General features: G+C 69.7%; 5 protein-coding genes. 2 read left to right on the top strand and 3 right to left on the bottom strand.

The genetic code is table 11. The annotated features are described in order from the left end of the window. Positions 1 to 82 precede the first annotated feature (82 nt). Positions 83 to 1,135 carry a histone deacetylase family protein gene (locus tag ACZL02_RS03180; RefSeq protein ID WP_472938728.1) on the top strand — a complete coding sequence of 351 codons (1,053 nt, stop codon included), beginning with the start codon at positions 83 to 85 and terminating at the stop codon, positions 1,133 to 1,135. A gap of 3 nt (positions 1,136 to 1,138) precedes the next feature. Here ACZL02_RS03180 and pbpC read toward each other — a convergent pair whose 3' ends face one another. The 3 genes from pbpC to ACZL02_RS03165 form a co-directional block, all read right to left on the bottom strand. Beyond that, on the bottom strand, positions 1,139 to 3,211 hold the full coding sequence (pbpC, locus tag ACZL02_RS03175; RefSeq protein ID WP_472938727.1) for a penicillin-binding protein 1C: 2,073 nt from the start codon (positions 3,209 to 3,211) through the stop codon (positions 1,139 to 1,141). 191 nt (positions 3,212 to 3,402) lie between these two features. Then, the gene (locus ACZL02_RS03170) at positions 3,403 to 8,922 is read right to left on the bottom strand and encodes an alpha-2-macroglobulin family protein (protein WP_472938726.1); all 5,520 of its coding nucleotides are present in this window, start codon (positions 8,920 to 8,922) and stop codon (positions 3,403 to 3,405) included. A 164-nt stretch (positions 8,923 to 9,086) separates the two neighbouring features. Beyond that, positions 9,087 to 11,510 (bottom strand): putative bifunctional diguanylate cyclase/phosphodiesterase, encoded by a 2,424-nt coding sequence (locus tag ACZL02_RS03165; RefSeq protein ID WP_472939097.1) that lies wholly within the window; start codon positions 11,508 to 11,510, stop codon positions 9,087 to 9,089. A gap of 393 nt (positions 11,511 to 11,903) precedes the next feature. Here ACZL02_RS03165 and ACZL02_RS03160 point away from each other — a divergent pair, with 393 nt between their 5' ends. Then, positions 11,904 to 12,626: a DUF2161 domain-containing phosphodiesterase gene (locus ACZL02_RS03160; RefSeq protein WP_472938725.1), complete on the top strand. Its 723-nt coding sequence runs from the start codon at positions 11,904 to 11,906 to the stop codon at positions 12,624 to 12,626. Positions 12,627 to 12,651: the final 25 nt, after the last annotated feature.

Raw genomic sequence — 12,651 nt, 5'->3', positions numbered from 1 at the left:
ACGATCGAACCCACCGGGATGACGAAGCGCCGAGCCTCGCCTAGGCTCCCCCGAGCATTTCTCCCCACCCGCAGGACGCCCCATGCAGCTCTTCTTCGATCCCGCCCAGGCCGACCACCGCCCCACCCAATACGGCGTGCACGGCAAGTTCATCCGGCCGTTGGAGAACCCCGACCGGGCGGCGACGCTGGTCGAGGGGCTTGCCAAGCTCGGCCTCATCCACGAGACGCCCGCCGACCATGGCCTCGGGCCGATCCTGAAGGTGCATGCCGACCACTACGTCGCCTATCTCCAGGAAGCCTTCGCGCTGTTCCAGCAGCTGCCGAATGCCGGACCGGAGGTGTTTCCGAACGTCCACCCCTACGTCTCCTCCGGGCCTGACTTCGCGCCGCGCGGAAAACCCCGCACCACCGGCATTCTCGGGCGGACCGGCTGGTACATCGGCGATCTCTCCTGCGCCATGATGGAGGGGACCTGGCGGGCCGCCTATGCCTCGGCGCAGACGGCGGCGAGCGCGGCCGAGAGCGTGCGCGCGGGGGCGGCGGCAAGCTTTGCGCTCTGCCGCCCGCCCGGCCACCACGCCTATGCCGACCGGGCCAACGGCTTCTGCTTCCTCAACAATGCCGCGATCGCCGCCGAGCACCTGCGCCAGCGGTTTTCCCGCGTCGCCATTCTCGACTTCGACACCCACCACGGCGACGGGACGCAGGCGATCTTCTACCGCCGCAGTGACGTGCTGGTGGCCTCGACCCACACTGATCCGACCGCCTACTACCCGCATTTCGCCGGCTATGCCGACGAGACCGGCGCCGGCGAAGGCGAGGGCTTCAACCTCAACGTGCCGCTGGCGCAGGGATCCGCCGACGCCGAGTTCCTCGCCGCCGTGGAAGCGCTGGCAGCCCGGGTGAAGAGCTTCGGCGCAGAGGCGTTGGTGATCTCGGCCGGCTGGGACGCGCACCGCGACGATCCGCTGTCGAAGCTTGCCGTCACCAGCGAGGCCTACAGCGAGGTCGGCCGCATCCTCGGCGGGCTCGGCCTGCCGACGGTGATCGTCCAGGAAGGCGGGTATTCGCTCGCCGCCGTCGCCGAGGCCGCGCCGCGCTTCGTCGAGGCGTTCAGGCAAGCGCACCCGTAGACGCTACTCCACGAACACCCGGCTGGAGGCGGCAGCCCCCTTGGCGTCGACCACCGAGATGTCGACGAAGCCCGGCTCCCTCGGGCGCCATGCCGCCTGGCGGTCGTAGAGACCGCGCAGCACCGGGGCGCCGTCGATGTACCAGGTGAAGGGCGGCGCGCCATTGCGCACCTTGAGCGAGAGGTCGGCGGCGAGGCCCTCCGCCAGGCCGAGCTCGACATGGGCGGCGTCGGGCGGAAAGGTGATCTCCGGCCGCGGCCCCTCGCCCGGCCGGCCACCGATAGCGCCGACGCGGCGCAGCGGCGGCGGCAGCGCTTTGCCGGTGGCGGCGAGAATGCCGGGCGGCGGGCCGGGCAGCCTCACGCCGGGGCCGATGCGGGCGAAGACGTCCGACATCACCGGCACCGCCGCATCCTGCCCGACGAGGCCCGCCACCGGCGCACCGTCGGGGCGGCCGAGCCAGACGCCGACGACATGGGCGCCGTCATAGCCGATCGACCAGGCGTCGCGGTAGCCGAAGGAGGTGCCGGTCTTGTGCGCGATGGTGCCGGGCGAGCCCTTCACCGTCGCGGTCGCACCGGCGAGGATCGAGGTGACGTACCAGGCGGCTTGCTCTGTGAGGACGCGCGCGCCAGGTTTGGCCGAGAGGATCGCGGCCGGATCGGCATCGAGCCGCAGCGGCTTGGCCATGCCGGCATTGGCGATGCCGGCATAGATCGCCACCAGATCCTGCAGCGAGAGCCCGAGGCCGCCGAGGCCGATGGCGAGCCCTGGAATGGTGCGGCTGCCGAGCTCGGGATCGGCGCCGGCGCGGCGCATGCGCTGCACCAGCCGCGAGGGGCCGACGGCGCTGAGCAACTCCACCGCCGGCAGGTTGCGCGACAGCTGCAGCGCCCGGCGTGCGGTGATCAGCCCCTCGAAGCTGTGGTCGAAGTTCTGCGGGGTGTAGCCGGCGAAATCGGTCGGCCGGTCGTCGACGAGGCTCTCGGGATGGGCCACGCCGCGCTCGAAGGCGAGGCCGTAGATCAGCGGCTTCAGCGTCGAGCCGGGCGAGCGCTGCGCCAGCGTCAGGTCGACGAACCCCTGCCGCTCGGCGTCGAACAGGTCGGGCGAGCCGAGGCTGGCGAGGATCTCGCCGGTGTGGTGGTCGGCGACCATGAAGGCGAGGCTCACCGGCTTCACCATGACGGCCACCCGGGCGCGGGCATAGGCCTCGAGCCGCTCCTGCAGCGGCTTGTCGATGGTCAGGCGGAACTGGCGCACCAGCGGCTGCGCCCGGTGCAGGCGGTCGGCGGCATGCGCGGCGAGCATCGGCATGGCGCGGCGGCCGGCCGGCATCGGCTCGGCGATGCCGCGCTGCGCCTCGCCGGGGGTGAGGATGCCGAGCTCGGCCATGCGCCCGATGACCTTGTCGCGGGCGCGTTTCGCGCGCTCGGGATGAAGGTCCGGCCGGTAGCGCTCGGGCGCCTGCGGCAGCGCGACGAGGAGCGCGGCCTCGGCCACCGTCAGCCGCCGCGGCTCCTTGCCGAGCCAGGCAAGGCTTGCCGCCCGGATGCCCTCGATATTGCCGCCATAGGGCGCGAGCTGCAAATAGAGCTCGAGGATCTCCGGCTTGGTGCGGGCCCGCTCCAGCGCGAAGGCGAAGAGGATCTGCTCGGCCTTGGCGGTAAAGCTGCGGGTCGGCAGGCCCCGCATCATCCGCGCCACCTGCATGGTCAGCGTCGAACCGCCGGAAACCAGCCGCAGGTGCCGCACCGACTGCCAGGCCGCGCGCAGGAACGCCTGGCCGTCGACGCCGGAATGCGTCTGGAAGCGCTTGTCCTCCCAGGCGGTGAGCATGGCGACGAAACGCGGATCGACCTCGGCCGGCGTCACCTGCAGCCGCCAGCGCCCATCGGCATTGGCGAAAGCCCGCAGCAGCTGGCCGTCGCGGGCGTTGACGACGACGCCGGTCTCCGGCTCGGCGATGGCGGCAACACGGGTGGCGATGGCGGCGTCGAGCCAGCGCTCGGCAGCGACAAAGCTGGCTGCGGCCAGCAGGATGAGGGCGGCGGGGAGGACGAGGCGCTTACGCATGGGACCGACGGCATGATGCCGAGCGGGGTGGCGCCCACCCCCCTCTGCCTGCCGGCATCTCCCCCTCAAGGGGGGAGATCAGTCTCACCGCCGTCTGCGACAAGCCGATCTCCCCACCTGAGGGGGAGATGGCCGGCAGGCCAGAGGGGGGTGCGCCGAGACGTCCTCGGCTGAACATCGGCTTCCCGCCCCTACCGCAACGCGCCGACCACCGTCACGCTCGACTGGTCGGTGCTGCCGCGGCGGTCGGGGCGGTACATGTCTTCCACCACCGCGGCGGGGTGGACGAAGGTGCCGGGCGAGATGGCGCGGACGATGTAGGCAAAGCGCATCGCCGCCGTCGCCCCGCTTGCCTTGTTGACCGAGACGATGAACCGGTCGGCGCGGAACTCGGTGTGCGCGGCCGTCCCCGTCAACTCCAGGAAGTCGAGCGCCGCGACATCGCCGCCACGCAGGATCGCCGGGTTGTCGATCTCGAAGCCGGCCGGCAGCGGATCGTTGACGATCAGCCGCGCGGCGTCGCCGTCCGTCGGCTGAACCTCGATGAGCGCGACGAGGCGGTCGCCCTGGCCGACCGTCGTCGGATCGGCCTCGGCGCCGTCCAGCGTGTAGTAGCTGCGGGTGATGGCGTAGCCGCTGGTATCGGCCGGCGGCGCGACCTTCGGCACGCCGGCAAGCGTCATCTCGGCCGACACCTTCTCGGCGCCACGGTTGACGAAACTCTTCGGCACCGTCAAGGCGGCGATGTCGTAGGCGCCGGCGAAGGCGCCCTCGCGGTCCTCGCCATCGATGGTGAGGCTGGGCGGCCGGCTGGAGAGCAGCGCATGGGCGGCCATCAAGGACCAGGCGTCTTCCTGGGTCGAGGTGTAGCGCTTTTCCGACCGCTTCAGCCCGACCTGCCGGACCAGCCCGGCGAAGTCGACGCCGTCGATCTGGCTCTCGACGCCAAGGGTCAGGACCGCGGCGCCATCGCGGAGCGCCGTGCCGTAGTCGCTGCGGATGGCGCGGGCCGGGTCGCTGTCGTTTTCGGCCGCGCCGACCGCGGTGCGGAAGACGCTCTCGGCCCGCACCCGGTCGCCGTAGAGGGCGAGCGCTGCGGCGAGGTGCGCCTTGGCGAGCGGCGTCGCGAAATTCTGCACCTCGTTGTCGGCGTAGTAGCGGAGATCGCCGATCGCCGCGCGGCCATTGCGGGCGAGCACGTAATAGGCGTATGCGACCGGCCCGAAGTCCGGCTTCTCCGGCAGGTAGTTGATGCTGTTCTTGAGGTTGTCGAGCGCCAGCGTGAAGCTCTCGGCGGGCACGGCGTAGCCGGTCTCGCGGGCGCGGGTGAGGAAGTCGGTGACGTAGGCATCGAGCCAGAGATCGCCCGAGTCCGGCTGCCAGAGACCGAAGCCGCCGGAGGACGACTGGTTGGCGAGAACGCCGGAGATGGCGTCGTTGACCCGCTTGGCGACATCCTCGCCGCCGGAGAGGCCGGCCGCGAGGATGGTCTGGTCGAGGTAGACCAGCGGCATGGCGCGGCTGGTCAGCTGCTCGGTGCAGCCGTAGGGATAGCGGTCGAGCGCCCGCACGACGCCGGCGACGTCGAAGCCGCCGAGGCCGGTGATCGAGACCGTCGCCCGCGCCGTATCCGGCACGAAGTCGGCGAAGATGTCGTCGCCGAGCGTCAGAGTGCCGCCTTTGGCGGCCAGCTCGAACGCTGATTTCGCCACCGTCTCCGGCGCGATGGAGCGCACCGGCAAGCCGAAGTTCTTGGTGAGGACGGTGCCGTCCGGCGTCGTCATCGCCAGCGTCATGCCGGCATCGCCGACCGTCTCGGCGGTGACCGGCACGAGGATGCGCTGGTGGCCCTTTTCGCCGAGAGTAATGTCCGCCGTGGCATTGGCCTCGAGCTTGACGATGCCGTCACCCCCGGTGAGCGCCAGCCGCACAGCGCCGACCGGGCCCTCGACATGGGTGATGTCGATGGAGATGCGCGAGGTGTCGCCCGGCGCGAGGAAGCGCGGCTGGCTGACCTGCATGACGATGGGATCGCGGACCACCATGTCCTGGCTCGCCTGGCCGACGCCGGTCTTCGACCAGCCGACGGCCATCAGCTTCAGCGTGCCGTTGAAATCGGGCACGGTGACGGGAATGCTGGCCTTGCCGTCCGGCCCGATGGTGACGATGCCGGAGAAGATCGCAACGAGGTCGTCCATTGGCGGCGGCGAGACCATCGAGGCGCCGGCGTCGCCGCCCGAGCGAACCGCGCCGGGCGCGCCTTGCATGCGGTCGATCAGCTTCGAGTAGAGGTCGCGGATCTCGACGCCGAGGCGGCGCTGGCCGAAATAGAACTCCTGTGGCGATGGCGCCTCGAAGCTGGTGATGTTGAGGATGCCGACGTCGACGGCGGCGAGCGTGACATAGGCGGTGTCGCCCGGCGAGACGCCCTCGACGGTGAGGCCGACATCGATCGTCTGGCGCGGCTCGATCGTCGCCGGCGCGGTGAGCGAGACGGCCAGCGCCCGTGCGCCGGGATCGACGGCGGCGTGCGTCAGGCCGATCGCCCGGCCCGGCATGCGCTTCTCGGTGATGTCCATCGGGCGGTAGAGCACGGCGGCGACGTAGACGCCCGGGCCCCAGTCGCGGGTGACGTCGAGCGTGACGTCGCCGCCCTCCGCCGGAATATCGGCGCTCTGCATGGCGATGACGCGCTCGTCCATCACGAGCACCTCGACCTTGCCGGCAAAGCGCGGCTCGACATGGACGACGGCCTTCTCGCCGATGGCGTATTTCGGCTTGTCGAGCGAGACCTTCAGGATATCCGGCGTCTCGGCGGTAGCGGCGGCGACGTACCAGCCGGCGTCGAAGGCGACGCTGGCCGGCAGAGCGTTGCCCGCGGGGTCGGTCAGCACCAGCTCATAGCCGCCCCACTTCACCGGCACGGCGATCCGGCCGAGCTCGGCCTTTGTGAGGTCGAGCGTGCCGCTCGCCACCCGTTCCTCGGTGCGGACCGGCTCATAGTTCCAGCGGCCATTGGTCTGGTACCACTGGTAGTCGAGGTTCACCTTGTTCAGCACCCAGGCGACCTTCGGCAGCGCGGCGCGCTGCATCGCCGGGTCGAGCGCCACCACCTCGAACGCCGCCTCGGCGCCTTCGCCTACCGCGCCGTCGAACAGCGGCTTCACGCCGATGCGCGGCTTGGTGCCGGCGAGCGGCAGGTCGAGGCTCTGCTCCACCGGCCGGCCGCCGGCATCGGTCACCCAGACCACCACCGAGGCCTCCAGCGGCCGCGTGGTCGAGGGTGCCTCGAAAGGCGCCACGGCGAGATCGGCATGGCCCTCATCGTCGGTCGTCCCGGCGTCGAAGGACATGCGCGTCGCGGTCGGGGCGTCGTCGGCAAGGCCGAAACTGTATCCGGCAAACCCCGCGATCCCGCTCGCCGGCTGGATGACGGCGTCGGCGGTGACCTCGAGGCCCGGCGCCACGGCACCGAAGAGATAGCGCACGTCGACCGAGGCGGTCGGTGGCGCGGCGGGGTCGAAGACCTCTGCGTCGAGCCCGAGGTCGAACGCGATCTTCTGCGGCTCGAAATCGTCGACGAGCACGGTCTTCTCGGTCAGCGAGGGGCGCTTCGGATCGGTGTAGAGCGCCATCTTCCAGGTGCCGCGCATGGCGTTGTCGGGGAAGACCACGGTCCAGTCGAAGCCGCCGGCCGCCTCGTCGACGATCTGCTCGCGCGAGAACTCGACGCCGTCGGGGCGGGTCACGATGCCGGTCAGCGTCAGGCCGGTGACGCCCTCGCCGCGCGCGTCGCGCATCATGCCGGTGAAGAAGGCGGTGTCGCCGGTCCGGTAGATGCCGCGGTCGGAGGTCAGGAACACGTCCAGCGCGCCGGCGGGCGCCCTGCCCTCGACGCCGCGGTCGGTGAGGTCGAAGGGCGTCGCAGTGAGGTCGAGGAAGGAGAAGTCCGCGGCATCCTTGCCAGCGGCGTCCTTCCCGGCGGCGGTGAGGACGGCGGGCCGGTCGCCGGCGGTGCCGCGCATCAGCCCGGCGGACAGCCGCGCATAGCCCTTGTCGTCGGTGGTGACGGTGCCCAGCACGTTGTTGTTGGCGGCGATGAGGTCGAGCTTGATGCCGGCCAGCGGCCCGGCGGTGCCGAGCGAGCGGGCGAAGACATGGAAACCGTCCTCGGCGGCAAACGTCGTCAGGCCGATGTCGGTGAGGACGAACCACTGCGTCGCCTGCGTCTCATAGGTCTCCTTACCGTTGCGCGCCTTGGCAGACAGCAGGTAGACGCCGGGCTTCAGGTCCTTGACCAGCGCCGAGACGGGGATCGCGGTGACGACCTCCTCATTGGTCTTGCGGGCGACGTCGACGACGCCCTTCCAGACTTCTTCGCCCTGGTTCTGGGCGATGTCGTCGACCTCGTAGGACGAGAACTGCTGCAGGAAGCGGCTGTCGGTGATGGTGCGGGCGAGCTGGCGGTCGCCGACCCGCATCAGCCGGGCCTCGATCACGTCGGTGTTGACGGTGGTGACGGGGATCGACGCCTCGCCGCCGGCCGGCAGGACATAGGCGTTGGAGGCGAAACGGGCTGTGGGATCGCGGTCGCGGACGTAGACGGAGATGTCGGCGGGCTTGGTCAGCATCTCGCCCGAGGCGGCGAGGATGCCGCGGCGGGCGAGGATGCGGTAGCGCGCGCCGTGGGTGACGCCATCGACGCAGATCTGCGAGCCGGTGGCCGAGACCGGCAGGCTGTCGCCGCCCTCGACCGAGATGAAGTCGCCAGCGGTTTCCGAGTTGATCAGCGACGGCGCCAGCGGCTCGGAGAAGATCAGGCAGATGCGCGGATGCGCGGCATTGTTGTCGACGGTGTTCTCGGAGATGCGGAAGCCATGGCTGCCGATCGCGTCGGCGAGGCGCTTCTCGGCGCCAGCGTCGGCGACGAGCTTGACGCTGGCGCGCCAGCTCTTGATCGCGCTGACCCAGTCCTCGCCGATCGCCTGGCCTTGCGCCAGGAGGTCGAGGGCCGCGGCCTTGCCCGCGTCATCGGCCGCGGTGACGTAGGCGTTGATGGCGGACGGGCCGCGCAGCGCGTCGTTGTCGGATTTCTGCTGATAGTCGTCGGAGGTGAAGGCGAGCGTCGCCCGCGCGAGGCCGGTCCAGGCCTCGGACTGCATGGCATCGCGCTTCAGCGCCTCGCGGTAGAGACGGGCGCGCTCGCCCGCATCGCCTGCAGCCGCGGCATCGGCGAGCAGCGAGGCATCGTCGAGGCTGGTGTCCTTCTCCTCGTCCACCACCGCGAGCCGAAGCTGCGCGGCAGCCTCGATCTGCGGACGCGGCAGGAAGGCGAGCTCTGCCTCGCGCTCGGCGACCTGGTCCTCGGAGACCGCGACGACAGCGGCGATCCGGCCGGACGTTGCGCCCTCGGAAAAGCGCAGCTCGCCGATCGATTCCTTGAGGAAGCACCATTTGGTCTTGGTGTTGAGGGTGAACGCCTGGCAGCGGTCGTCGGCAAGACAGGCGGTCTCGCAGATGTTCGCGTCGACATTCTTCAGGACATCGTAGTCGCCGCCGAAATAGTCGGACTTCGGCGCCGCGATGATGCGGCGCTCGGTCTCCTCGGCCTTGGCGGCACTGGCCGACAGCAGCAGCAGGCCTGCCACGAGAGACGCCCCGACGCGCAGGCCAGCTCTGCCGCAGATGTCCCGAATGACCCGAAGCCCCATGACCTATCCCCCGCCCCCGCAGACTGTTCCCCGGCGGAAAGTTAGTCTGCTTCCCCGTCGCATACCAGCGGTTTGATGGGCGGTCGGCAGAGCTCCAGCCGGCCGTGCGTCGACCCTCTTCCCTGCCAAGGCGGGCGCCAGAGCGCCGTGCGGCGGCAGGTGTTTCAGTTGCCGGTGGCGCCGGCCGCGACCGAAACCAGCGGTAGGCCGGGCGCGGTGGCGGGGCCGTCAGGGCGGAAGTTCAGCAGGAATTCCGGCAGATCCTTCAACGGCTTGGGTGTCGAGAAGAAATAGCCCTGCATCTCCTCGCAGGACTCGCCGAGCAGGATGTCACGCTGCTCTGCGGTCTCGACGCCCTCGGCGATGACGGCGATGCCCATCGCCTTCGACAGGCCTATGACCGCGCGCACGACCGCAAGGTTCTCGCGCTTCGACAGGTCGCGCACGAAGGACTGATCGATCTTGACCTTGTCGAACGGAAATTTCGATAGGTAGCCAAGGGAAGAATAGCCGGTGCCGAAATCGTCCATCGAGATGCGGATGCCGAGTTTGCGGAACGCCGTCAGCACCGAGAGGACGCCGGCGGTGTCGTGCAGCAGGACGCTTTCGGTCACCTCGAGCTGCAGCCGGTTGGGCTCGAGGCCGCTGGCAAGGACGATGCGGCGCACGTCGGCAAACAGCGTCTGGCTGCGGAACTGCACCGGCGACAGGTTGACCGACACCGAGAGGTTGGCGGGCCATTCCGCCGCATGCCGACAGGCGGTCTCCAGCACCCAGAGGCCGATCGGCTCGATCAGCCCGACCTCCTCGGCGATCGGGATGAAGTCGGCCGGCGAAATCATGCCGCGCGTCGGATGGCGCCAGCGCAGCAGCGCCTCGAAGCCGGAAACCAGGTGCCGCCGCACGTTGACGAAGGGCTGGTAGGCCAGCTCGAGCTCGTTCTGCTCGAGCGCCTTGCCGAGGTCGATCTCGGTGGCGCGGCGTAGCCGGATCCGCTCGTCCATCGCCGGCTCGAAGAAGCAGTAGGTGTTGCGCCCGCGGCTCTTGGCGGCATAGAGCGCAAGGTCGGCGCTCTTCATCAGCGAGAAGCCGCCGCTGTCGCTGGTGTCGGTTACGCCGCGCGGCGCGGCGCCGGCGACGACGATGCCGATCGACACGCCGATCGAGATCCGGTGGTGCTCGATCTGGAAAGGCTGGCCGAGGGCGGTGGTCACCTGCTGGGCCAGCGCTTCCGCCGCGATCGGCTGCAGCTTGCCGACCTGGACGATGGCGAACTCGTCGCCGCCGATCCGCGCGACCAGATCCTCGGCGCCGGTGGATTCGAGCAGACGCTCGGCTACGGCCCGCAGCAACTGGTCGCCGACCGGATGGCCGAGCGTGTCGTTGACGAACTTGAAGCCGTCGAGGTCGAGACAGAGCACGGCGGCGGGCGGGCCCTTGCCGGTATCGCGGTCGACCTCCTCCAGCCGCTCGCGCAGACGGGTGCGGTTGGGAAGGTCGGTCAGGGGATCGTGGTTGGCGAGGTAGGTCAGGCGCTCGGCGGCGTTGTGGCTCTCGGTGACGTCCTCGAAGGTGAAGACCTGGCCCCCGGCGCTGATGATCTGGCGCGAGACGGCAAGCATGCGGCCGCCCTGCATCTCGCGCGTGACAAAGCCGCCGTTCGCCGCAGTGAGGACGCCGTCGAGGTTCGGGTGCCGGGCGATCGTCGCCAGCGGGAGGCCGAGCTCGAAGCTGCCGAAGAGCTCGGTGAAGCGGCGGTTGACGACGACCAGCCGGGCCTTGTTGTCGAACATGCAGAGGCCCTGCGTCATGTTGTTCAGCGCCGCCTCGAAGCGGACGTTCTGGATGGCGATCTGTCCGTCGTAGACGTCGGCCTGCGTCGCCACCTGCGTCTCGATCTTGCCGAAGTGCTGGGAGATGCTGTCCTGCATCACGGCGAGCGCGGTCAGGAGCTCGGCGGTCTCGCTGCCGCCGCTCGGGGTGATCGTGTTCTGGAAGTTGCCGGCGGCGATCGACTTGGCGATGGCGAGGGCGTTGCGCATGGCCGGAACGATGGTGCGCGAAAGGCTGTAGGAGATCGCCACGGCGATCAGCATCGCCAGCCCCATCGCCATCCAGGTCCGGTCGACGGAGACCGCGATGAGACGCTCGACATTGTTGCGCACGCCGTAAGCGTCGGCCGCGAACACCCGCACGGCGGCCTCGACCTCCTCGTTGGCAGCGGCGAGCTCGCGCAGCAGCATCCGGCCGGTCAGCGCGCCGTTGCTCGCCTTCAGCCGCATCAGCCGGCGCTGGATGGCGTCCGTCGCCGCCCTCCCGTCCTCCGAGATCGAGCCCTCGCCGGCGACCGAGAGATCGGCGATGACGGCGGCGATCTCTGAACTGAAATACTGGCTCTGCGCGGGGGTGAGCGGCGTCGCGTCGTTCTCGCCCTTCTCCCGCCGGAAGACGGCGTCGAGCTGGACCATGTGGTTCTGCGCCGAACGAAGGCCGTTGCTGGACAAAAGCGCGTCGTCGTAGATCTGCACGGCAAGATCGCCGATCCGGATCTGCGAATGCTGCGCGAACATCCCGACGACGATCGTCACGATGGTCAAGCAAAGACATCCGAGCAGGAGCTTGAGCTTTATCGACATGCTGAGACTGCCGGCACCGTCACCACGCCGCGGCACCCTGTGCGTGCGCGCGCCGATACTGCTGCAGCCCCAGGCGCATCAGTATTGATCCGGTCGTCGCGGTCTGGTTGCATGCCTGGTCCGATTTCGGGCTTAGTCGGCAGAACCATGCGGTCAAACCCCCCAAGTTTCCCTTAATAGACTTTAGCCGGGCAAAAGCTTTCGACAGCAAGCCTACTGCTCTCTGACCTCATCGCCAGTTTTTTCCGGACGGCCCCAGGCGGTATCTTCTCAACCGGCGAAAGGAATGATCTCGTTCCGGTGCAACCGCCCGTGCGTGAGGATGCTTTACGCCCGGCCCCGGCTGTGGTCAGGAAAGCCTTTTACGTCAACAGGATCGCTCCCCTGGAAACCACCCTCTCCGCCCCCGTGAAGACCTTCCTCGAAACCCTCGGCTTCACCGTCAAGGGCGAGGTCGGCAGCTGCGACCTGATGGGTCTCAGCAGCGATGCGCCGCCGCTGGTCGTCGTCTGCGAGCTGAAGATGAGCTTCAACCTCGAGCTGGTCCTGCAGGGCGTCGAGCGCGCGGCGGTAGCCGACGAGGTCTGGCTGGCGGCGCGGCTGTCGAAGAAGGGCAAGGGACGCGAGGGCGACAAGCGCTTTCGCAACCTCTGTCGGCGGCTCGGCTTCGGGCTGCTCGGCGTCACCGAGGCCGGCGCGGTAGAGGTGCTGCTCAGCCCCGACGCGGCGGCGCAAAAGCGCAATCCGCGCAAGCGCTCGCAGCTGATCTCGGAGCACCAGCGACGGCGCGGCGACCCGGTGCTCGGCGGCGGCACGCGGGCGCCGGTGATGACCGCCTACCGGCAAGCGGCGCTCACCTGCGCGGCGATGCTGGAGGCCGGGCCCTTGCGGCCGCGCGACATCACGCCGGTGGTGGAGAAGGCGCCGACGATCCTCCGGCGCAACGTCTATGGCTGGTTCGTCAATCCCGCGCGCGGGATCTACGCGATCACCGAGGCCGGCCGCGCCGCGCTGCAGCGCTGGCCGCAGGCGCCGGAGGCCACACCCGGCGAACCGCCCGCGCCATAACGAGCCCGGTGCGGACAATGCGCCC

The organism is Mesocryomonas fontinalis (assembly GCF_055730125.2).
Note: the sequence above shows the minus strand (reverse complement) of the source record. Positions and strands in the feature narration are given on the sequence as shown.

Bases quoted from the DNA above. Each gene is read 5' to 3' on its own strand.
- ACZL02_RS03180 (WP_472938728.1), top strand. From the start codon at position 83: ATGCAGCTCTTCTTCGATCCCGCCCAGGCCGACCACCGCCCCACCCAA.
- pbpC (WP_472938727.1), bottom strand. From the start codon at position 3,211: ATGCGTAAGCGCCTCGTCCTCCCCGCCGCCCTCATCCTGCTGGCCGCA.
- ACZL02_RS03170 (WP_472938726.1), bottom strand. From the start codon at position 8,922: ATGGGGCTTCGGGTCATTCGGGACATCTGCGGCAGAGCTGGCCTGCGC.